This is a genomic window from Enterococcus sp. DIV1279b (assembly GCF_050531515.1).
Lineage (GTDB): Bacteria > Bacillota > Bacilli > Lactobacillales > Enterococcaceae > Enterococcus_D > Enterococcus_D casseliflavus.
This window is the reverse complement of record NZ_CP172891.1, coordinates 1,424,977-1,447,697: the sequence shown is the minus strand read 5'-3', so window position 1 is coordinate 1,447,697 and position 22,721 is coordinate 1,424,977. Positions and strand designations below refer to the sequence as shown.

Below are 22,721 nucleotides of genomic sequence, written 5' to 3'. Positions count from 1 at the left end.
ACGTTTTTATCTTTTAAAGCAATCAAGTTTTATCCTTACTTATGCTTCTGGGTTGTTTTTTTCTAATGTGTCTTTTAATTCTTCTTTGGCATCTTCCAAGTCAGCTTTAGCTTCTTTTGTTTCTGCTTTCGCTGTTTTTTTGGCATCATCCGCTGCTTTTCCAGCTTCTTTTTTCAAATCAGCTGCGGCTGCTTGACCGTCTTTTTTGGCTTCTTCAACTACAGGTTTTGCTTCTTGTGCCCCTTCTTTGACGGTTTGTTTCATATCCGCTGCAGAAGATTTTGCATCAATAATGATATCTTGGACTGTATCATCTGCATCTTCTTTGGCATCTTTCGCTGTTTCTTTCACATCGCTCGCTGATTTTTTGAAGCGTTCTGATAGATCACCTGCTTGTTTCTTTAACTCTTCAACGGTTTCTTCGGATGAACCAGCTGCTGTTTCTTTTAAGTCATCGACTTTCGCTGTTAAAGAACCGGTAAAGTCAGATGCTTGCTCGCTTAGTTTTGCCGCTTTATCTTTAGCAATATCGACAAGATCCGTACTTCTTTCTTTGGCTAAATCACCATAATCAGATGCTTTATCTAATAAATCGTCTGCTTGTTTTGCTAATTTATTTCTTAATGTTTTACCAGATTCTGGCGCCAACAAAAGTGCTGCTGCTGCTGCTGCTGTTCCTCCGATGATTGCTCCTAATAAAAATCCGCCTTTTTTACTCATTGAAAGTCCTCCTTTTATTTTTGGTTATTTTTGTCTTTGAAAAATTTCATGGCTGTTTGACCGACTTTTCCAGCTACCGTTGCTTTGGCAGTGGTCCGGCCAAGACTACCCACGCGCGTAATTAAATTTTTTCCAGAAACATTTAGTTCTGAAACACTGGTACTTAGATCTGCAACTGCTGTGAACAAAGGATCGATGGTTGCGACTTTTCCGTTCACATCTTGTAAAAGCTCATTCGTTTTTACCAATAGACCTTCAACCTCTTTTGAGAGAATATCAACGTCTTTGGTAATGACACGGATGGTTGTGTTTGCTTCTTCGACCGTTTTGTCTACTTTGGTCATTGTCTTGCTGACTTGCATCAACAAACGAACGACGAAAATGACCAATACGACAAATGCAATCGCAGCAATCAATGCAGCTAGTTCTCCTCCTGACATAGAATGGCTCCTTTCCCCATTTACTTATATTAAGAATAGCATTTCACTGCACTTTCTACAAATAAAAGACTGCATTTTTAAGAAAATTATCCGCTTTCAACGAGAAATAATAAAAAAACAAAGCAATTTCATCAGAAATCGCCTTGTTTAGGAGTTTTTGTTATTTTTTTGACGCTTTCGGTGCTTCTTTGACTTCTTTTTGAGCCGGAGCTAGTTCTTTTCCTAACTCGATCAAATACTCTTTCAAGCTGTCTTTGACTTCAGGGTGCACTAGACCATACTCGATACTTGTTTTTAAGAAACCGAATTTGTCTCCAACATCGTAACGCTTGCCGGTAAATTGATGAGCAAACACGCGTTGGGTTTTATTTAATGTGTCGATGGCATCCGTCAATTGGATCTCGCCACCAGCACCTGGTTCTTGATTGGCTAAAATATCAAAAATTTCAGGGGTCAGCAAGTAGCGGCCAATAATTGCTAAATCACTTGGCGCATTTTCTGGCGCTGGTTTTTCAACAAAGTTTTTGACATTGAACAAGCCTTTTTCAACTTCCATACCAGGATCAATGATCCCGTATTTTGATGTATCTTCATGAGGAACATCCATGACAGCGATCGTTGATGCATGCGTTTTTTCATAATTATCGATCAACTGTTTCGTCAACGGTACTTGATCTTCCATCAAGTCATCACCAAGCATAACTACAAACGGTTCATTTCCGACAAATGCCCGAGCCTGTAATACGGCATGACCTAATCCTTTTGGATGAGATTGGCGAATGAAGTGAAGATTTACGTCAGTTGTTTCTTCCACTAATTTCAAAAGCTCCGTCTTGCCTTTTTCTTTTAGATTCATCTCTAATTCTAAATTGGCATCGAAATGGTCTTCGATTGGACGCTTTGCTTTCCCTGTGACGATCAAAATATCTTCGATCCCTGATTGTAATGCTTCTTCCACGATAAACTGGATCGTTGGTTTGTCAACGATCGGCAACATTTCTTTTGCCATTGCCTTTGTAGCTGGTAAAAATCGGGTACCTAGACCAGCTGCTGGGATAACTGCTTTTTTAACATTCATGTGACTCGCTCCTTTAATCATAATGATTGATCTACCGAAAATTCGTTTTCTTCTTTGCCGTCTCGCAGCATAATATCTTTAGCTGCTTGCTTGATGTCTTTGCCTTCATACAAGACCGAATAAATCGTTTCTGTGATTGGCATTTCCACCGACAAAGCTTCTGCTAATTCGCGGGCAGCTTTTGTGGTTGAAACTCCTTCAACGATCATCCCCATATTGTCTAATACTTCATCTAAGCTATGGCCTTTTCCTAATAGGTTTCCTGCACGCCAATTCCGCGAATGGACACTGGTACAAGTGACGATCAAATCGCCAACCCCACTCAATCCGATAAAGGTTAAAGGATTGGCACCCATTGCCACACCAAGACGACTGATTTCCGCTAACCCACGGGTCATGATCGCAGCCTTCGCATCATCCCCAAAGCCCAGTCCTGCGATAGCACCGGCACCAATGGCGATGATGTTCTTCAAAGCGGCGCCAGTTTCGACACCGATCACATCGTTATTCGTGTAGATTCTAAAGTAATCATTCATAAATAGCTCTTGTACATACTTAGCAGCCGCTTCATTTTCTGAAGCTGCCGTGATCGTCGTGATATCATGGACAGCGACTTCTTCAGCATGAGATGGTCCTGACAAAACAACGATTTCTTGCCGTTTATCAGCTGGGATCTCTTCGGCAAGTACTTCTGAGATTCGTTTATGACTGCCTTGTTCTAACCCTTTTGAGGCATGGATAATGACTGGCTTGCCAGTTGTTTTCTTAGTGAATTCTTGTGCCACGGCACGAATCGCTTTGGTTGGTACGACAAACAAGACGGCATCTGCCCCTTGGATCGCCTCTTCTAAATCTTTACAACCTAGAATATTTTCAGGAAGCTTCAGATCTGGCAAATAATGCCGATTCGTATGATACGTATTGATTTCATCGATTTGGGCGGGATTGTTCCCCCAAATAGTCACTTCATGTCCATTTTCAGACAAGACTTGTGCCAAAGCAGTCCCCCATGATCCGGGACCTAAGACGGCGATTTTCTGTTTCACTATGGAAACCTCCTCTATCCTTTTCGCAAATTCATGCACTTCATCATTTTACCATAATTTCGATAAAATAACTGTTTAGATAATCGCTTGGTTCTTACCAAAGCTGCGGTTGTAATCCTTTAACGCTTGTTTTTTCCTGCGCCAGATCATTAAAGCGATCGCTCCGAAGAACAATAAAGCGGAAAGTGCCTGTGACACACGGATTCCACCAAATAAGTATAAACTATCGGTACGCATTCCTTCAATAAAGAAGCGCCCGAATCCATACCAAATCAAGTAGCTCAAGAAGACTTCGCCTTCTTTTAATAACCCAGTTTTCTTACGCAAGAAGATCAAAACGATAAATCCAATCACGTTCCAAACCGATTCATAAAGAAAAGTCGGCTGCCGATACGCTTCATCAATATACATATTATCGATAATAAATTTCGGTATATACAAACTTTCTAAGAAGGAGCGGCTGACTTCAGCGCCAAATGCTTCATGGTTCATAAAGTTGCCCCAACGCCCGATGCCTTGTGCCAATAAGACACTTGGTGCGGCGATGTCTAAGAAGGTCCAGGGAGAAATAAAATTTCGTTGGCAGAAAAAGTATAGCCAGATCCCCCCGGCGATCAGTGCGCCGTAGATCGCGATCCCACCAGAGCGAATATTGAAAATTTGACTTGGGTCATCAATGTAGTATTGCAAGTCAAACAGAATATAATAAAGCCGCGCACCAATGATCGCTACTGGCAATCCAATTAACATAAAATCAGTCACATCATCTGGCTTGAGCCCGACACGAACCGCCTCTCTCGTGCTTAACCACATAGCAATGATCACGCCTGATACGATAATGATCGCATACCAATAAATCGGCAAACCAAATAGTTCAAATGCGACTCGATTTACTAAACCTAACATCTATCTTATCCTCTCTAGTTTCCAGAATTTTCTTCGATCAATTGCGTCAATCGATTTTCAAAGGTCTTCGTTGCATCGTAGCCCATCGTTTTCGCTCGGAAATTCATGGCAGCGACTTCGATAATGATCGCAACATTTCGACCAGTTTTTACCGGGATCTTGATTTGTGGTACATCGACGCCACCAATTTCAACCGTCGTATCATCGGTTCCTAGTCGATCATACTTTTTGTCTTTCGCCCAAGCTTCTAAATACACCGCTACTTGAACCTGCATATACCCTCGTACGGCACTGGCACCAAAAAGATTCATGACATCGATGATCCCGATCCCGCGGATCTCGATCAAGTGCTGCAAGATTTTCGGCGGTTCCCCTACCAAAGTCAATTCATCTTGCTTATACACATCCACCCGATCGTCAGCGATCAACCGATGCCCACGTTTGATTAACTCTAAGGCTGTTTCGCTTTTCCCAATTCCGCTATCGCCTTGAATCAAAACACCTAGCCCATAGACATCCACTAATACCCCATGGACACTGGTTCTTGTGGCTAAGCGCCCATCGAGGAAACTAGAAAGCTCTCCTTGCAGACGTGACGTTGAGATGGGCGAACGTAGAATCGTAATCTCATGTTCTTTGCAGGCTTGAATCATTTCTGCTGGTACTTCCAAGCCGCGAGAAACGATAAACCCTGGGGTATCCTCGGCACACATTTTGCGCATCACCATCAAGCGTTCTTCTGGCATCATTCGTTCCGCAAAGGTGATCTCTTTGCTGCCGAATAATTGCAGACGATCATGGGAATAGTAATTAAAATAACCCGTCAATTCCAAACCAGGTCGGGAAATATCGCCGGTAATGATTTCTCTTTCTAAACTGTTTTCAGTTCCTTCAACTATCTCTAAATTTAAAGCCTCCGCCAGCTCGCTGACTTTGACGGTTTCTGCCATAGGTTTTCCCTCTTTTCTCAATGATTCTTGCCGCTGTTTCTTGTAAACGACACTCTGGTTCTATTTTATCATTCTATCAGTAAAGTTACTACCTTCGCCAATAGAAGTCCTCATTCTTTTTCGTTTGTGTTATTATTTTACTAAGGAGGGATTTTTAATGAAATTTTCAGCATACAAGTATCAACGCCCTGATTTTCCAGTTTATCAAGAAACATTCAAAAAAGCATTAGCAAACCTTCAGTCAGCCGATACCTTCTCGGAGGCGAAGCAAGCCCTTGATGCTTTGAACGAACTAAGAGGAACGATCGATACCGCAATGAACTTGGCTTCGATCCGCTATTCGATCGATACTAACGATGCCTTTTATGAAGCAGAAGACACCTTTTGGAATGAATACCAACCTCATTTTGAAGCTCTGGATTTTCAATTCTATCAAGCACTCCTGGCTTCACCTGTCTTAGATGAATTAAAAGCCGAATATCCAGAAACACTTTTTTTATTTGCCGAAAGCCGTGTGAAGCTTTTTGATGAGGCCTTGATCGAATTATTTCAAAAAGAAAACCAATTGGCTTCTGATTACAGCAAATTGGTCGCTTCTGCCCAAATCGACTTCCAAGGAGAAACCTATACCCTCGCACAACTGCGACCATTTACCGAAAACAAAGATCGAGGTGTTCGAAAAGAAGCGTTTGAAAAACAAACGGCTTTCTTCACGGAAAATGAAGACCGTTTTGATCAAATTTATGACGAGATGGTCAAGGTTCGTACCGAGATCGCCCATAAGCTCGGCTTTGAAAATTATGTTGCCTTTGCGGATACCCAAATGAATCGTTGGGACTATGATCGTTCAATGATCGAAACCTATCGTCGGGAAATTTTAGAAAAAGTCGTCCCAATTACCCAAAAACTGTACCAAAGACAGGCGCAGCGTAATCAATTAACTCAGGCAACCTTTACCGACCTGCCGCTTGTTTATCCTAGTGGTAACGCAGAGCCTAAAGGAACTCCTGAAGAACTAGTAGAAAAAGCCCGTGTGATGTATCAGGAACTATCCCCTGAAACTGGCGAATTTTTTGATTTTATGGTCGAGCATGACCTACTTGATCTACTAAGCAAAAAAGGCAAACAATCTGGCGGCTATTGTACGTTTATCCAAGACTATCAATCGCCATTTATCTTTGCCAACTTTAACGGCACTTCTGGCGATGTCGATGTTTTGACCCACGAAGCTGGCCACGCGTTTCAAGCCTTTCGCTCTCGTTGGATCAAAGAACCGGAAATTCTCTTTCCCAATTATGAGTCTTGCGAGATCCATTCAATGTCGATGGAGTTTATCGCCTGGCCATGGATGGATGCTTTTTTTGAAGAAGAAACAGAAAAATACAAATTTGCGCATCTTGCTAGTAGCCTGCAATTTTTGCCTTATGGCGTTTTAGTGGATCACTTCCAACAAGACGTTTATGAGCATCCTGAGTGGTCACCAGCACAGCGCAAAACCCGTTGGCGGGAATTAGAGCGCCAATATTGCCCAGAACGGGATTATTCAGAATATCCTGACCTTGATCGTGGCTTGTATTGGTTTAGACAAGGGCATATTTTTGAATCACCTTTCTATTATATCGATTATACATTGGCGCAAGTGTGTGCGTTCCAATTTTGGTATCGATTCATCGTGGCAAAAGACGAAACCGCTTGGCAAGATTATTTGGCCATCTGCGAAGTCGGCGGCACAAAAACATTCCTTGAGATCCTGTCTCTTGCTCATTTGCGTTCACCTTTTGAAAAAGGGGCGCTTGATGAGACGTTACAGGCAGTAGATACGTACCTTGCTGCTATCAAAGAAGAACAGTTAAACTAAAAAAGACGTTTCCGTTTCTCCACTAGCTTGAAAGCTAGTGGGAGAAAACGTGAAACGTCTTTTTAACGTGAATATTTTTCGATATGGTGTTCGGTCACGATCATATTGATCACTGACATGATCAGTGCCACTAATAGCGCTGCCCCAAACGAGGAGAAGCCGAAGTTGGCTGACCCAACAAAATATGAAGTCAAATTCAGCATGAGCGCATTGATCACAAAAGTGAAGAAACCAAGCGTCAGTAAAGTCAATGGAAATGAAATGACGATCAGAATTGGTTTAATCAAAGCATTCAGGATCGACAGTACGAAACTGGCGATCACTGCAGTCATAATGCTTTGAACATGGATCATATTTGGTAATAGAACCGCCAATGTGACAAACGTCAATGTATTCATGATAAGCCGTTGAAAATAAGACACTAGAAGTCACTCCAGTCCTCATCCTCCACCTTTTCCGCTTCTTTACGGGGACGATTTGCTTCATTGTATTTGTTTTGCTTGTAGTAGTGATTGTCGTGGCCATATCCTGAGGTACTCTTGCGACCAGAAGGAATCAAGACCGCCATGATGATATATAAAGTGATTCCAGGAAACGCAGCAGTCACTAAAGATAGAAAGACATAGATCACGCGAACGATGGTTGGATCAATTCGCAAGTATTCTGCCAGCCCCCCTAGAGTACCTGTAATGACAACGTTATTGGCTGATTTTGTTAATTTTTTGTTCATTTATCTACACCTTCCTTCTTTTCTTTAATGAGTGTAAACCCAGCGATTCTTATTTGTCTGTATCTTTGATAAAGACATTTCCTGTTGTTGTAGATAGATCGATTTGAGCGACTTTATCGGCAACCCGACGGAATTGCAATAGTTGGTTTAGGCGTTCTTTTTTCTCACGCACAACTTCCATCTCGCTTAAACGATTGTTGATGCTACCTAAACTTGTTTTTGCGATCCCTTCAAAACCGATTCCTGTCGGTAATGCTACTTTGACATTCCCATTTACAGAGCTGGCGTTTAATTTTTGGACCGTTTCTTCTTTGTAGGTCACACGGATGTTGCCGTTAACTAAAGAAATACCGGTATTTTGTGGCGTTGCTGTCAACGTAACGTCGCCGTTCACCGTTTCAATAATGGCATCTAAAATCTCACCCTCTTGAACAGTGATCGTTCCATTCACGCCTTCAATCTCTAACATCGATGCGTTTACTTTGCGGAAATCGATATTGCCGTTTGTTGATTTTGTATAGACATCTTTCGCATCCAATTCATTGAATGTAACATTGCCGTTCAGCAATTTCACTGCCACATGATCATAGGTACGTTTTGGCAAGTAGAAAACGAGATCGGCACGAATGCGTTTGTTGGGAATTTGGAAAGAGATGCGTTCATCATCGACATTAATTTGGCTTCTTGCTTCAAAAGCATCGAAAGGCTCCGCCGCATCCATTTTACCATATAGTTTGATTTTGGCATCTACTTTGACACCTGGTTCATCCCATAATTGGAAGGAAACATTGCCGTTTGCCAATTTCACATCGATCAATGTCGCTGCCGTTTCATCATAGCTGAATGTGTGCTCAAATTTTGTCGCTGCAACACCAGGAACTTTCAAGTTGATGTCTTTCCATTCCATGTTGTCATTGACTGACTCTGTCACTGCCCGAACTGTTTTCTTCAAGAAGTGTCCGAAGTGTGTGCTGGCATCGACCATTTTTTCACTTACTTGGTTAAAGGTGTCAGTCGCTTGCTCTTTCCAATCCTCTGGAATATCTAATTTTTGAGAAATTTTTTCTTTTGTTTGAGACCATTGGTCTTTGCGAATATTTTTTAATTTTGCTTCCAATTCTGCTTTTTCTTCAGATAAACCATCTAAGGTTTCTTCCAATGCAGTAATGGTCGCTTCTGTTTCGTGACGCGTAGCCAATTCATCTTCTGACAATTGATCCAACTCTTCTTTGGTGTTCAATTGCATCAATGTTTCTTGTGCTTCTTTTAATTCTTCTTTGACGCCAAGAATTTCAGCATTGATTTCGTCCAACTCAGCAGATGCTTGGTTGGCTTCCGTTGCTAAACCATCGAGAATCTTTTCAAGATTTTCTTTGTCTTGCGCTTCGTTTTGACGAAGTTTTTCTTCGCTGTCAAACGTGAACATCTCATCGTCGTTTTCAGTATCATCAAATGGGCTTGTCGCATTCTTATCCGCGGTTACCTCAGCAGCAGCTTTGTTAATTTGTTTTTCGTCTTTGGCTTTTGCCATACCTTCTAGTAAATCTAAGGCTTCTTCTGTAGAAAGCACACCTTTTTTTACTAGATCCAATATACGTTCTCTTTCGTTCATGGAAATTGCCTCCTTCAGCAAATGTGTGATTGCAAGTTTAGCTTACGAACCTATTATGCCTTGTTTTTGCAAAAGTGTCATAGGTCTTAAGTACCAAGTTTTTCTCAATCTGCAGATTGGCAAGCAAAACCGACACTTTTTCTTCATTACACTAGGCTCAAAACGATCTTCCTATTATTAACAGTACCACGAAAAACCAATAGAAACAAAAGTTTCAGCTAGTAGCAGCCTTGAGGAATAGGCCTGCTAGAGCAAATGAGCGATTGCTCCTTTCACTGCAGGTCGGCGACGAAAAGAATAGACGGCTCAACTAGTAAATTTCAGGGACGATAGAATCGATTTCCATTGGCCATCTTTATGGTGGAGCCATTTTCTAATTTGCCTATCCTGTTCACGTCATCGATTGAAGCGATTCTTCCAAATCAAAAAGACCGCCGAGAGAAGTTACTCCTTAAAGGACAACTTCTTTCGACGGTCCGTCCCATCTCTTTTAAAAGAGATATGTGATCAAGAACCCAAGCTGGTTTCTTAAATCATTTCCGTACGGTTTGTATTCAATTCACTGATTTTCCCAGTAGCAAGATACACGATCCATTCACAAATATTCGTTACGTAGTCACCGATTCGTTCCAAGTATTGAGCAACGGATAAATAATCGGTCCCACTGACAACTGTTTCTGGATTTTCTTTCATACTCTCGATCGTTTTGTAATAAATGTCTTTGTAATATTCATTGACCCGATCGTCCATTTGAGCGATCATACGGGCATCTTCTTGGTCGGTCTTTACATACGCCACTAAAACATTATCAACCATTTTTTTGACGTAATCCGACATATCTGAGATTTCTTTTTCGATTTCGGCGATCCGCGTTTCGCCTTTGACCCGTATCGTTGACTTCGCGATGGATACCGCATGGTCCCCCATCCGCTCCAAGTCAGAGCTGGCTTTCATAACGGTAATGATCATTCGTAGATCGGTCGTTACTGGTTGTTGCAAAGCAATCATCTCAAAGCTCTTTTTTTCTAAACGAACCTCCATATTGTTGATCGCCAAATCATTTTCAATTACTTCCTGCGCAATTTCTTTGTCATGTCTGACATATGCTCGCACAGATTTATGAATGGCACTGCTGACTAGCATCCCCATTTCATAAAATTGATTGTGTAAATTTAATAACTCTTCTTCAAATTGTGTACGCAACATCCCTTTTCCTCCTAACCAAATCTTCCTGAGATATAATCTTCTGTTTCTTTTTTGCTTGGACTTAGGAACACTTTTTTCGTGTCATTGAACTCGATCAAGTTGCCGTCCAAAAAGAACGCGGTTTTATCTGAGATTCTTGAAGCTTGTGACATGTTGTGAGTCACGATGATCATGGTGTAGCGTTCTTTCAGCGCTAGAAGGGTATTCTCGATTTTCCCTGATGAAATGGGGTCTAACGCACTGGTTGGTTCATCCAGCAAAATGATTTCTGGATCGACAGCCAATACCCGAGCGATACAAACCCGCTGCTGTTGTCCACCTGATAAAGAAAGCGCACTTTGGTGAAGTTTGTCTTTGACATCTTCCCAGACAGAAGCTGCTTTCAGGCTTTCTTCTACCGTCTTATCAAGAATCTCCTTGTCCGTGACTCCTTTTAATTTTAACCCATAAATCACATTTTCGTAAATTGAAAAGGGAAAAGGATTCGGTTGTTGAAAAACCATCCCGATTTCTTTGCGCAAATCAACGATGTCTTGCTTTGGACTATAAATGTCTTTCCCTTTATAGACAACACTTCCTGTAATTGTCACACCAGGGATCAAATCATTCATTCGATTAAGAGAACGCAAGTAGGTCGATTTCCCACAACCTGAAGGTCCGATCATTGCAGTGATCTCGCCTTTTTTGATGGAAAGGTCGATTCCTTTCAATGCTTCTTTTTTTCCATAGTATAAATGCAGATCTTTCGATGTAATAATTTCTTCTGCCATTGTTTTGCCTCCGTTTACTGATCGAATCGGCTCAGCCAAAATGACCGGATACGTAATCTTCTGTTGCTTTAATTTTTGGACGAGTAAATATCTTACGGGTCTCATCGTACTCGATCGCATTTCCTAAGTAGAAAAAGGCAGTATAATCGCTGATCCGAGCAGCTTGCTGCATATTATGGGTCACGATGATGATAGAATAGTCGTTTTTCAAGTTGATGAGGGTTTCTTCCACTGTCCCGGTCGAGATGGGGTCAAGGGCGCTGGCTGGTTCATCTAGAAGTAAGATATCTGGTTTCATCGCAATTGCTCGAGCGATACACAGACGTTGCTGCTGTCCACCAGACAATGCCAAAGCACTTTTATCTAAACTGTCTTTTACTTGATCCCAAAGAGCCGCTTGTTTCAAGCTGGTTTCGACTGCTTCATCCAATTTCTTTTTGTTTCTTTCTCCATGACGGCGTAAAGCAAAGGCGATATTGTCATAGATCGATTTACTGAAAGGATTTGGTCGTTGGAAAACCATGCCGATCCGCTTGCGCATTTCGAAGACATCGACTTCTTTTGTATTGACGTCGACTCCTTTATACATGATGTTTCCTGTGACTCTCGTGTTTGCGATCCCGTCATTCATTCGATTCAAAGAACGCAGATACGTTGATTTTCCGCAACCGGAAGGTCCGATCAATGCGGTGATTTTATTTTTTTCAAATTGTAGATCAATGCCTTTGATGGCTTCATTTGATCCATACCATACATGCAAGTCAGTGGTATAAAGCGCCACATCTTCTGGTTTATCGAAGGTAATGATATTTCGATCGTCCCAATTGTAATCGTTCATACTGTCATTCTCCTTATGCTGACGTCATTTTCTTGTACAACCGTTTGCCAGCTGCACGGGCGCCAAAGTTAAATAGCAAGACGGCAATGATCAATACCGCCGAAGCCCCGGCTGAAACTTGAGCGCCATCAGGCATCGTACCTTCTGTATTGATTTTCCAAATATGGACTGCCAGCGTCTCCGCTTGTCGGAAAAGACCGATCGGGCTGGAAACACTCAATGGATTCCAGTTTGTAAAATCAAGGGCCGGTGCACTTTGTCCTGCAGTGTAGATCAGCGCTGCCGCTTCACCAAAAATCCGACCAGAACTTAGAATGACCCCAGTCAAAATTCCTGGTGTTGCTTCTGGAACAATGATGCGTGTGACAGTTTCCCAACGGGATAAGCCTAAAGACAAGCCCGCTTCACGCTGCGTATAATGAATCGCTTGTAGAGATTCTTCCACATTTCTAGTCAATAGTGGCAAATTGAAGAAAGTCAATGCCAAGGCACCTGAAATGATCGAAAAGCCATAACCAAACTGGATAACAAAGACCAAGAAACCAAAAAGACCGACAACCACAGAAGGCAGTGAACTCAAGATTTCGATCGATGTCCGAATGATATCCGTCAACCAGTTTTTCTTCGCATATTCTGATAAGTAGATCCCCGCTCCTAAAGAAATCGGAAAACTAATGATCATTGTCACTAAAAGCAAGTATAGGGAATTGAACAATTGGATGCCGATCCCGCCACCTTCTTGATACGCTTTTGAAGAAGAAGTCAGAAACTCCCAATTGATATGGGGAATACCACGTACCAAAATGTACAATAGTAAGGAAGCCAAAATCAAAACAATGACTCCAGCAACAGCATACAAGACGCCGGTAGCAATTTTATCTGAACGTTTTGCATTCATTATTTCAATGCTCCTTTCTTCCCAATAAAGCGAATGACAATGTTAAATAGTAAGGACATCAATAAGAGAATCAAGGCTAATGACCATAGAACGTTGTTTTGGACTGTTCCCATGATCGTATTCCCAATACCCATGGTTAAGATCGATGTCAATGTTGATGCAGGTGTCACTAAGCTCGTCGGCATCAATGCCGCATTACCGATAACCATTTGGATCGCCAATGCTTCCCCAAATGCGCGAGCCATTCCGAAAACAACTGCCGTTAAAATCCCAGGGACAGCTGCTCGTAAAACAACTTTATAGATCGTTTGCCAGCGTGTTGCACCTAAAGCTAAGGATGCCTCACGGTAGTGCCGAGGGACTGCCCGTAACGCATCGACAGTCATCGTAGTCACTGTCGGCAAAATCATGATAAATAGGACAAAGGTCCCCGCCAAGATCCCAAACCCTGTACCGCCAAAAACCGAACGGACTGCTGGTACAATGACAGACAAACCGATAAAACCATAAACTACAGAAGGAATACCGACTAATAGTTCGATGACGGGCTGTAAAATCTTCTCTCCGTTACGAGGGGAGATCTCCACCATAAAGACTGCTGCACCGATCGCAAATGGTGTTGCGACGATCGCTGATAGGAAGGTTACGAAGAACGAACCAAGGATCATCGGTAAAGCACCTACTAATGGTTGGCCATCAGGACCAACAGCACTTGGATTCCATTGCGTACCAAACAAAAAGTCGAAAACATTGACTTTGTCTACAAAGAATGTCGCTAATCCACGGCTAGCAACGAAATAAAAAATGGAGATCACAACCAATACAATCAACGCAATACATAGAAAGCTAACCAGCTTTCCTCTTTGTTCCATTCTTGCGCGCTTGGATTTTTTTGTTAACACTTCTTTTACATTTTCCACGAGGGTTCCTCCTCAAAAATCAAACTAAACTCATAACCATTAGTTTATCGGTTCAACATCAATTTCTGTTAAAGCTTGTGTAAATTTTGTGTAAAGATTATTCGACGATGTTGCCTTCCCAATCTCTTTCCACCTGCATGATGGAAATTGGAATATAACCCAAATCCCCAACAATATGCTCTTGTACTTCATCAGAAAGCATATATTCGAGAAATTCAGCGGTCAATCCCGTTGGTTCTCCTTTTGTATACATATGCTCGTAAGCCCAAACTTTCCAATCATTGGTCGTTACATTTTCAATCGTTGGTTGAACCCCATCGATCGAAAGGACGTTGACTTCATCCGTTACATAAGAAAATGCAACATAACTGATGGCGCCTGGTGTATCTGAAACGATCGAACGGACCATCCCACTAGAATCTTGCTCTTGGGAAGGAATCGCTGTTTCGCCATCCATGATCCATTTTTCAAACGTACTTCTCGTGCCGCTTCCAGTCGCCCGATTCAACAAAACGATGGGCAGATCATTTCCGCCAACTTCACGCCAATTTGTAATATTTCCTAAGAAGATATTTTTTAAGTCCTCTGTTGAAATATCCGTGATCCCGACGCCTTTGTTGACGATCGGTGTGATACCCACCGTTGCCACTCGGTGGTCAACGAGTGCATCCGCATCGATCCCTGGCTTTTCTTCTGCAAACAAATCAGAATTCCCAATATCGACTGCGCCTGCTTGGACTTGACTTAACCCAGTGCCGCTCCCGCCTCCTTGGACATTGATAAATCGCCCAGGATTTGAGTTTTGAAATTCTTCCGCAACGGTTTCTACGAGTGGCTGCAAGGCAGAAGACCCGACTGCTGTGATCGATTCTCCTCGATCTGCCCAGCTTGCACATCCTGAGAGTAAAATAACCAATCCGATGATAGGACTTAGAAGTTTTAATTTTTTCATCATAACGCTCCTTGTACTTTCGAAAGTCATTGATTGTAAAAATCAATTATTTTCATTTTACCATTAGTTGAAATCAATGAAAATTATTATTTGCTTTTTTTTCTTGAGCTGAGTCTGTCCCTTTATTTAAAACGCTTTTTTTCTTTTACAAAATAACTATTTTGTAAATAAAATGACAAGATTTCTTAATTAAATTACGTGCATCCAGAAGGTATGCTGTGCTATACTGTGAGAGGAAACGTATTTTAAAAAGAACATAATTATTAATCTTGCTTCCCCAATCAAGTACAATATGTTGTTATGTTCAGCGTTTTCACGATTTCATCAACATTTCCCCAAAATGTCTGTTGAATCGAAACGGCAGAAAGAAGCATTCCTATGCATCTTCTGCCGTCTTTTTTTATTCTAATTCACTTAACCATGCCGCCATCTGCTCAATGATGGCTTCTTGCTGTGCTTCATTTGGTAGATCCGCTGCTGCTTCTCCTTTTTGTAACCCATAGGTACCAAAGCCAGCATGATTGCCGCCTTCGATCGTTTCAAACGTCGTAGTTTCTGGAAGGAGGCTGCGGGCAGCTTGCCAATTTTCTTGGTTCACTACTTGGTCTTGACTGCCTGAGAGTGACAACACAGCAATCGATTGATCAGCTAAGGATCCTTTTTCATCTGGGTAGCTAGCAAAGAAAAAGACGCCTTTTAACTCGTTGTCATTTTCAGCCAACTGATTCGCTGCAAAACGGCTTGCCATGACGCCACCTAATGAATGACCGCCAATGACATAGGAGCTATGGGGAATTTCTTCCAAGACCTCTTCTGCACGATTGCCTGCTAAAACAGCCATGTTAAAGGGCATTTTAACGATCGCGACAGGATAGCCTTTTTCCGCTAAAGCTGCTGCCCATACACTATAGCTTTCGGCATCGACAAGCGCACCAGGATAGAAAATAACCAAAGGCTTTTCTTCATCTCCAGCAAAATAGAGGACATTTCCCTCATCATCTGCCTCTTTCGCAGCTGTAACTGCAGCATCCACTGCTGGGTAATGCAGTTGTTGCCAACCGAACCAACCGGCAACAGTTAAAATAACAACGGTGATCAATACACCGATCAAGACTTTTGTTCTTTTTCTCATCATGTCCTCCTGCAAAAAAGAAGATCAGGAAAGGATGGCAGACGAAACTTGCGGGTCCATCATCTCCTGAATCTTTTTATAAGTGTTTCCAATTTTTATCGGTGAGCCAGCGCCAATAGTTCTCGTGCATGTTCGATCGTTAAATCGGTGATTTCTGCACCTGAGAGCATACGGGCGATCTCAGCCACTCGTTCTTCTTCTGATAATTTACGGACATGGGTTTCTGTCCGACCTTCTTGAATTGCTTTTTCGATAAAATATTGATTGTCCGCCACAGCCGCTACTTGCGGCAAGTGGGTGATACACAAGACTTGCGAATTCGCAGCGATCTTGGCGATTTTTTCGGCGATTGCCTGAGCTACTCGGCCACTGACCCCAGTATCCACCTCATCAAAGACAATACTAGTGATTCCTTGCTTGCGGGAGAAAATCGATTTAAGCGCTAATAAGATCCGAGAAAGCTCTCCTCCAGAAGCAACTCGCACTAACGGTTTCATGCCTTCACCGGGGTTGGTGGTCAAATAAAACTCCACGGTATCAAAGCCGCTGCTGCTTAATTGTTTTGAGCCAGATGCAAACCGTACTTCAAATTGCGCGTGCTCCATATACAGCTCTTTTAACTCTTGAACGATTTCTTTTTCTAAACGATGAGCCAGTTCACGTCGTTTGACGTGCAAGGCTTCCGCCAGCTGCCAAACTGCTTCAGCTTTTTGGGCAAGCTCTTCTTCTAATTGCTCCAACTGACCTTCCGTATAGGCTGATTCGCTGATTTCTTTGCTGATCTCGTCATAATAAGCAAGGATCACAGGAATCGATTCCCCGTATTTGCGCTTCAATTGACGAATCGTTTCTAGTCGTGAAATGACTTCTTCCAGTCGGCCTTCATCTAATTCAAGGTTGTCGACTTGCCGCGAAATATCAGTGGCTGCATCTTGCAACAAGTAATACGCACTTTGGATCGCTTCACTGATTTTTTCATACGCAGGATCAAGATGGGCGATCGACTGGATCTCTGATAATGCCACACTGACTCCATCTAGGCTATTAACTTCTTCGGCGGATAGAGCGCCATAGCTTTGCCCTAGAGCATCCACGATTTTTTGATAATTGGTCAGTTTTTCTCGTTCATCGATCAGCTGCTCTTCTTCATTTTCCATCAATTCCGCTTGGGCGATCTCTTCTTGTTGAAAACGCAGCATGTCCATTCGCTGCACATAGAGCTGCTCATTTTCTTGAATGGTCCGCACATGTTTTTCTAAGGAGCGATAGGCTTGATAGGCTTGACGGTAACTTGCAAGTTCTGCTTTAAAGGCATCATCTCCAAAACCATCCATCAACGCCAAATGTTTTTCTGGCTGCAGTAGCTCTTGATGCTCATTTTGTCCTTGGATATCAACTAAAAACAAGCCGATTTGGCGCAAAACCGACAAGGTAACGGTTCGACCATTCACACGACAAATAGTTTTACCCGATTGAGAGATATCCCGTTGTACGATCAGAACTTCTTCTTCATCAATACCCAGATCGGCAGTCAATTCTTTGAACTCCTGCTGATTCGGCCATTCAAAAATCCCTTCCAAACGGCATTTTTCTGCGCCTTGACGCAAATAGTCACTGGATCCTCTGCCACCTGCTAGTAAGCCCATCGCATCGATAATGATTGATTTTCCAGCACCTGTTTCACCTGTTAGAGCCGTCATCCCCTCATGAAAAGACAGGTGCAAGTTGGAGATAATCGCAAAATTTTGGATCGACAATTCTAAAAGCATCCCTTGCCTCCTCTTTTATACGTAACGTTGGAAATCCTTGAATAGGTTCTCAGTATCTGCTTCTGTTCTGGTGATCATCAAGACGTTGTCATCATCGTTTAGCGTGCCAAATAATTCTTTGGCATAACGCTTATCGATCAAATTCGCCAAAGCCGAAGCATTGCCAGGCAGTGTGCGCAGGATCACAAATTTGTCCATTCGATCGACAGAAACAAACGCCGTTTTTAGGATTTTATCTAGTTTACCACTCACGTCTTCCGTTGTCTCTTGTGGAATACTATAGCGATAGCCGCCTTTTTGGGAAGGAACTTTCACTAACTTCAATTCCTTGATATCCCTTGATATGGTTGCTTGTGTGACTGAGACGCCGCGATCTTTTAACAACTCGACAAAATCTTCTTGTTTCTGAATATCTTGTTCACTTAACAATCGTGTAATCAAGCGATGCCGTTCTTTTTTTCTCATCTCTTGTTCCTCCTGAATGAATTCCTACTAATTTTATCCTATTTTGTGCAAGAAAGAAAGAGAGCCGACAAGTAAAATGTCCACTCTCTTCCATTCTTTATTTTGGTTGATGAAAGGTCTCATGTGCTGATGCAACAACTTTCGGGATGTCGATCCCTGCTGCGGTGCCTTCTTGCAGGCTTTTCTTTAAATGTACGATAAACTCGATATTCCCTTCGCCACCAGTGATTGGTGAAAAACTTAGGTTTAATACATCGAATTTTGTTTTCTTAGCGAATGCCAGTACTTCCTGCAACACTCGTTCATGGGTTTTGGGGTCACGAACGATCCCATTTTTTCCGACCGCTTCTTTGCCCGCTTCAAATTGTGGTTTGATCAGCGCCATCACTTCGCCATCCGCTACCAAAATATCATAAAGGGGAGGTAAGATCAGTTTAAGTGAAATAAAAGAAACATCGATCGTAGCAGCTTCAGGAAGACCATCCAGGAAGTCTGTTGGTTTTGCATAACGGAAGTTGACCCGTTCCATTACGATCACTCGCTCATCTTGCCGCAGCTTCCATGCCAATTGATTGTAACCGACATCCAGTGCATAGCTTTTTTTGGCGCCATTTTGCAGCGCCACATCAGTAAAGCCACCGGTGGAAGCGCCGATATCTAACATGATTTTATCGGTTACGTCAAAATCAAAAACTTTGAGTGCTTTTTCTAACTTGAGACCACCACGAGAAACATAAGGCAGCTTCTTCCCTTTGATCTGCAGCAGTGTATCTGCGGCAATTTTTTCTCCAGGCTTATCTAGGCGCTCATTGTTTTTTTCTTTGTACACCAATCCAGCCATCACTCCTCGTTTGGCTTGCTCGCGGGTCTCAAAGAGGCCTTGCTGGACTGCTAAAACATCTACTCGTTCTTTCTTCATGCGTTCCCTCGAATCTCAAATCGTTCCACAAATGCTAATAAAACATCCTGCGTAAATTGACCGTATCGGCTTAACTGTGCCAGAATTTCTTTGGCTTTGCTCAATTCTTCAGTCAAGGCTTGCTGCGCGCCTGCTAAACCAAGTAAAGCAGGATAGGTACTTTTCGCCAACTCGTCATCTCGGCGGACAACTTTGCCTAGCTCTTCGGTCGTACTAGTGGCATCTAACAGATCGTCGCGAATTTGAAAGGCTAACCCAATATGCTGGGCAAAGCGATCCAATTCATGCAGAACCTCTTCCGTCTGGTCGGCTAAGACACCACCAGCAATCACCGCAAAGCGGATCAATTCTCCAGTCTTACGTTCATGGATTGACATGAGCTCCTCAAGACGAAGGGCTTGGTTCTCCCCTTGAATATCAGCTGCTTGGCCGGCGACCATCCCTTGCGTGCCCGCTGCTTTACTCAACTGCTGCAGCAGCAAGACTTTTTGATTGGCTTCGATTTCCGCCATAGCGACTAATTGAAACGCAGCCGTCAAAAGACCATCTCCAGCTAAAATCGCTAAAGCTTCACCAAAAACCTTATGGTTGGTGGGTTTTCCTCGACGCAGATCATCGTTGTCCATTGCTGGCAGATCATCATGGATCAGCGAATACGTATGCACCATTTCTAGGGCTGCTGCACACTGGTACACCGCGGTATTGATGGGTTTGTGAAAAGCGGCGACTGTTGCTGCCAATAAAAGCGGGCGAATACGTTTGCCGCCGGCTTGGATCGAATACTGTATGCTTTCAAATAATCGTTGATCAGAAGTGTGTTCTTTGACAAAGCGTTCCATGACTTCTTCGATCAATGGGGCGTGTTCTTTTGTGAATTCTGTTAAAGCACTCATTGGTTTTCCTCTTCAAAGGGGACTTCTTCATTGGATTCAGTCATCATTTTTGTTAAGGATTTTTCCGCTTTACTCAAGGTGTCCTTGCATTGCTTGCTCAAAACCATGCCTTTTTGAAAAGCATCTAACGCTTCTTCCAATGGAACATCGCCTTGTTCCAAACGGGTTACGATTTGTTCTAATTCTTGTAATGATTCTTCAAATGTTGGATTTGCCATGATTAACTCCTTCTGTACTAATAACTTCGACCAGTGCTTGGCCATCTTGGTAATGGATCGTCAGCTGATCTTCTGGCTCGATCGCATCAATCGATTTGATCACCTGCTCATTTTTCGTGGTATAGCTGTAGCCGCGCCCCATGATTTTCAGCGGGCTTAGCAAATCAAGGGATTGGACTGCATTTGCAAATTGATTTTCTTTTGCTGCATAGATATCTTTCATGGCTTTCGTTAAGCGTTGAGAAAGATAGCTGACCTCTTGATTGCTGGCTTGTAATCGCGCTTTTGGTTGTTGTTGTGCCAACCGTGAAATCAATTGCTGTGCTTGGCGATCCTTGTCATAAAGCAAGGTTTGCAAGCCTTGCTGCATCCGCTGCTGCAACTGATCGAGTTTGATGGACTGTGCCTCATACAAGCGCTCTGGTTGTCGAAAAACATACGATCCAATCACTCGCTGATAGCGTTCTTGTTTGTACTGGATCTGGTGCATAAATGCTTGCTCTAATCGGGCTTGTCTTTCTTCGATCCGCAAAATCTCCTCCGACAGCACTGGCACCGCTAATTCGGCAGCGGCGGTCGGAGTTGCCGCCCGCACATCCGCCACTAAATCGGCAATCGTCGTATCGGTTTCATGCCCCACTGAAGAAATAATGGGGGTTTTTGCATCAAAAATGGCTCTTGCCACTCGTTCTTCATTGAAAGGCCAGAGGTCCTCGATCGATCCACCCCCACGTCCGATGATCATAGTATCAAAGGTCCCATCGGCTTCGACTCGTTGGATATTTTTCACCACATCATCCGCAGCTTTATTGCCTTGTACCACGGTTGGATACAAAACGATCTGAGCAATGGGGTAACGCCGCTGTGTCGTCGTGATGATATCTCTGATCACCGCCCCACTAGGACTGGTCAAAACCGCGATGCGTTTCGGGTATTTCGGCAACGACTGCTTCGGTGCAGAAAATAATCCTTCCGCTGCCAATTTCTGCTTTAATTGTTCATAGGCTTGATAAAGAGCGCCGACACCGTCTGGTTCCATATGATCGATCACCATCTGGTAATTTCCGCTTGCCTCATACAGAGTGATACGCCCAACCGCCATGACTTTCATGCCCTCTTCTGGTTGAAAGCGCAGCTTGTCAAAAGCGCCTTTGAACATGACGGTCGAAATTTTTGCACCATCATCCTTCAAACTAAAGTATTGGTGATTGGGGCGCCGACGAAAATTGGAGATCTCCCCCGTCAAATAAACCCGCTCTAGATACGGATCGACGTCAAACTTACACTTGATATATTTTGTTAATGCGGTTACCGTTAAATATTCTTGCGCCATTTAGTTTTTCATTGTCTCCTTTGCTGCCTCGATCGTTTGGGCCATCAACATCGTGATCGTCATTGGACCTACACCTCTAGGTACCGGTGTGATATAGCTAGCGATCGGTTCGACTTCATCAAATTTCACATCGCCGATCAACTTGCCGTTGGCATCACGATTCATCCCAACATCGATCACCACAGCCCCTTCTTTTACGAAGTCTTTTGTGACAAAATGACCGCGGCCGATCGCCACGACTAAAATGTCCGCTTGTTTTGCCAACTCGGGCAGATTTTTGGTTTTTGAATGAGCAATAGTCACGGTGGCATTTGCCCCCAAGAGCAAGTGCGCCATTGGTTTTCCGACAATGTTGCTGCGACCGATCACTAAGGCATTTTTCCCTTCCAATTCGATCCCATACGCAGCAAACATTTTCATAATGCCATAAGGGGTACAAGGAATTCGGTCAGGTACACCTGCGAATAATTTTCCTAAATTGATTGGATGAAAGCCGTCGACATCTTTTTCTGGTTTGATGGCTAACAGTACTTTTTCTTCATTGATATGTTTTGGCAAAGGAAGTTGAACCAAAATTCCATGAAAGGCATCATCGTTATTGAACTGTTCGATTTCTGCTAATAATTCTGCCTCAGTAATGGATTCAGGGTAGCGGGCAACACGGGAATTGATGCCGATTTTCGCCGCAGCTAGTTCTTTATTTTTCACATAAGTCTGACTTGCTTTGTCTTCTCCAACAAGCAAAACAACTAATCCCGGTGTCACACCCTGCTCTTTTAGTGTTGCTGTCTCTGAAAGAAACGCTGCTTGCATTTTTTCAGCCAATTCTTTTCCATTGATTAATGTACCCATTCTGACAACTCCTCCAACCTGATTATACGGACTTATTTTGTAAAAAGAAACGCACCAATCGTTTGTCGATATGCTTCTTCATGTTTTCTATCATAGCATTTTCTGAAAAGAAAAACACCGTCTAACGCTCCCTTTTTTCGGAAAAAACGAGGGCAAACCGACAAAGTGTATGCAAAAAAACCGAACGATCAAGCAGGACCGTCAAAACAAGGCGGT

The 22,721-nt window shown here is 42.9% G+C and carries 24 protein-coding genes; 1 reads left to right on the top strand and 23 read right to left on the bottom strand.

Annotated features, from left to right (window positions below; all coding sequences use genetic code 11):
* Positions 1-39 precede the first annotated feature (39 nt).
* From IGI71_RS06735 to hprK, 6 genes are all read right to left on the bottom strand, one after another.
* Positions 40-720, bottom strand: a complete 681-nt coding sequence (locus IGI71_RS06735) for a YtxH domain-containing protein (protein ID WP_005235400.1) — start codon at positions 718-720, stop codon at positions 40-42.
* A 14-nt stretch (positions 721-734) separates the two neighbouring features.
* Positions 735-1,160, bottom strand: a complete 426-nt coding sequence (locus IGI71_RS06730; RefSeq protein WP_005235398.1) for a DUF948 domain-containing protein — start codon at positions 1,158-1,160, stop codon at positions 735-737.
* Between the two features lie 160 nt (positions 1,161-1,320).
* Positions 1,321-2,238 carry a UTP--glucose-1-phosphate uridylyltransferase GalU gene (gene galU, locus IGI71_RS06725; RefSeq protein WP_005225793.1) on the bottom strand — a complete coding sequence of 306 codons (918 nt, stop codon included), beginning with the start codon at positions 2,236-2,238 and terminating at the stop codon, positions 1,321-1,323.
* 17 nt (positions 2,239-2,255) lie between these two features.
* Positions 2,256-3,284, bottom strand: a complete 1,029-nt coding sequence (locus IGI71_RS06720) for an NAD(P)H-dependent glycerol-3-phosphate dehydrogenase (protein ID WP_005225792.1) — start codon at positions 3,282-3,284, stop codon at positions 2,256-2,258.
* 75 nt (positions 3,285-3,359) lie between these two features.
* Positions 3,360-4,190, bottom strand: coding sequence for a prolipoprotein diacylglyceryl transferase (gene lgt / locus IGI71_RS06715; protein WP_010748008.1), 831 nt, complete (start codon positions 4,188-4,190; stop codon positions 3,360-3,362).
* Between the two features lie 14 nt (positions 4,191-4,204).
* Positions 4,205-5,140 carry an HPr(Ser) kinase/phosphatase gene (gene hprK / locus IGI71_RS06710; protein WP_005225790.1) on the bottom strand — a complete coding sequence of 312 codons (936 nt, stop codon included), beginning with the start codon at positions 5,138-5,140 and terminating at the stop codon, positions 4,205-4,207.
* A gap of 157 nt (positions 5,141-5,297) precedes the next feature.
* Between hprK and IGI71_RS06705 the strand changes: the two genes are divergently transcribed.
* Positions 5,298-6,998, top strand: a complete 1,701-nt coding sequence (locus tag IGI71_RS06705; protein WP_231434872.1) for a M3 family oligoendopeptidase — start codon at positions 5,298-5,300, stop codon at positions 6,996-6,998.
* A gap of 62 nt (positions 6,999-7,060) precedes the next feature.
* Here the strand turns inward: IGI71_RS06705 and IGI71_RS06700 are convergent, their stop codons facing one another.
* From IGI71_RS06700 to IGI71_RS06620, 17 genes are all read right to left on the bottom strand, one after another.
* On the bottom strand, positions 7,061-7,420 hold the full coding sequence (locus IGI71_RS06700) for a phage holin family protein (protein ID WP_005225788.1): 360 nt from the start codon (positions 7,418-7,420) through the stop codon (positions 7,061-7,063).
* Positions 7,420-7,728, bottom strand: a complete 309-nt coding sequence (locus tag IGI71_RS06695; RefSeq protein WP_010748006.1) for a PspC domain-containing protein — start codon at positions 7,726-7,728, stop codon at positions 7,420-7,422. The genes IGI71_RS06700 and IGI71_RS06695 overlap by 1 nt, the downstream gene beginning before the upstream one ends.
* A gap of 49 nt (positions 7,729-7,777) precedes the next feature.
* Positions 7,778-9,340, bottom strand: coding sequence for a daptomycin-sensing surface protein LiaX (liaX, locus tag IGI71_RS06690; protein ID WP_010748005.1), 1,563 nt, complete (start codon positions 9,338-9,340; stop codon positions 7,778-7,780).
* Positions 9,341-9,868: 528 nt separating this feature from the next.
* Positions 9,869-10,546, bottom strand: coding sequence for a phosphate signaling complex protein PhoU (gene phoU, locus IGI71_RS06685; RefSeq protein ID WP_010748004.1), 678 nt, complete (start codon positions 10,544-10,546; stop codon positions 9,869-9,871).
* A gap of 11 nt (positions 10,547-10,557) precedes the next feature.
* The gene (gene pstB, locus IGI71_RS06680) at positions 10,558-11,316 is read right to left on the bottom strand and encodes a phosphate ABC transporter ATP-binding protein PstB (protein WP_005225784.1); all 759 of its coding nucleotides are present in this window, start codon (positions 11,314-11,316) and stop codon (positions 10,558-10,560) included.
* A 31-nt stretch (positions 11,317-11,347) separates the two neighbouring features.
* The gene (gene pstB, locus IGI71_RS06675) at positions 11,348-12,154 is read right to left on the bottom strand and encodes a phosphate ABC transporter ATP-binding protein PstB (RefSeq protein ID WP_005225783.1); all 807 of its coding nucleotides are present in this window, start codon (positions 12,152-12,154) and stop codon (positions 11,348-11,350) included.
* 13 nt (positions 12,155-12,167) lie between these two features.
* On the bottom strand, positions 12,168-13,052 hold the full coding sequence (gene pstA / locus IGI71_RS06670) for a phosphate ABC transporter permease PstA (RefSeq protein WP_005225782.1): 885 nt from the start codon (positions 13,050-13,052) through the stop codon (positions 12,168-12,170).
* The gene (gene pstC, locus IGI71_RS06665) at positions 13,052-13,972 is read right to left on the bottom strand and encodes a phosphate ABC transporter permease subunit PstC (RefSeq protein ID WP_005225781.1); all 921 of its coding nucleotides are present in this window, start codon (positions 13,970-13,972) and stop codon (positions 13,052-13,054) included. Before pstC ends, pstA begins: the two co-directional genes overlap by 1 nt.
* A gap of 97 nt (positions 13,973-14,069) precedes the next feature.
* Positions 14,070-14,924: a phosphate ABC transporter substrate-binding protein PstS gene (locus IGI71_RS06660; protein ID WP_010748000.1), complete on the bottom strand. Its 855-nt coding sequence runs from the start codon at positions 14,922-14,924 to the stop codon at positions 14,070-14,072.
* Between the two features lie 400 nt (positions 14,925-15,324).
* The gene (locus tag IGI71_RS06655; protein ID WP_201688939.1) at positions 15,325-16,056 is read right to left on the bottom strand and encodes an alpha/beta hydrolase; all 732 of its coding nucleotides are present in this window, start codon (positions 16,054-16,056) and stop codon (positions 15,325-15,327) included.
* 95 nt (positions 16,057-16,151) lie between these two features.
* Positions 16,152-17,825: a DNA repair protein RecN gene (gene recN / locus IGI71_RS06650; protein ID WP_016610293.1), complete on the bottom strand. Its 1,674-nt coding sequence runs from the start codon at positions 17,823-17,825 to the stop codon at positions 16,152-16,154.
* 15 nt (positions 17,826-17,840) lie between these two features.
* On the bottom strand, positions 17,841-18,290 hold the full coding sequence (gene argR, locus IGI71_RS06645) for an arginine repressor (RefSeq protein WP_005225777.1): 450 nt from the start codon (positions 18,288-18,290) through the stop codon (positions 17,841-17,843).
* A gap of 97 nt (positions 18,291-18,387) precedes the next feature.
* Positions 18,388-19,209, bottom strand: a complete 822-nt coding sequence (locus IGI71_RS06640) for a TlyA family RNA methyltransferase (protein WP_201688938.1) — start codon at positions 19,207-19,209, stop codon at positions 18,388-18,390.
* A complete protein-coding gene (locus IGI71_RS06635) occupies positions 19,206-20,102 on the bottom strand; it encodes a polyprenyl synthetase family protein (protein ID WP_201688937.1) in 897 nt (298 codons plus the stop codon). The genes IGI71_RS06640 and IGI71_RS06635 overlap by 4 nt, the downstream gene beginning before the upstream one ends.
* Positions 20,099-20,320: an exodeoxyribonuclease VII small subunit gene (locus IGI71_RS06630; RefSeq protein WP_005235356.1), complete on the bottom strand. Its 222-nt coding sequence runs from the start codon at positions 20,318-20,320 to the stop codon at positions 20,099-20,101. Before IGI71_RS06630 ends, IGI71_RS06635 begins: the two co-directional genes overlap by 4 nt.
* On the bottom strand, positions 20,301-21,653 hold the full coding sequence (xseA, locus tag IGI71_RS06625) for an exodeoxyribonuclease VII large subunit (protein ID WP_201688935.1): 1,353 nt from the start codon (positions 21,651-21,653) through the stop codon (positions 20,301-20,303). Before xseA ends, IGI71_RS06630 begins: the two co-directional genes overlap by 20 nt.
* On the bottom strand, positions 21,654-22,505 hold the full coding sequence (locus IGI71_RS06620) for a bifunctional methylenetetrahydrofolate dehydrogenase/methenyltetrahydrofolate cyclohydrolase (RefSeq protein WP_005235351.1): 852 nt from the start codon (positions 22,503-22,505) through the stop codon (positions 21,654-21,656). It abuts the gene before it with no gap.
* Positions 22,506-22,721 lie beyond the last annotated feature (216 nt).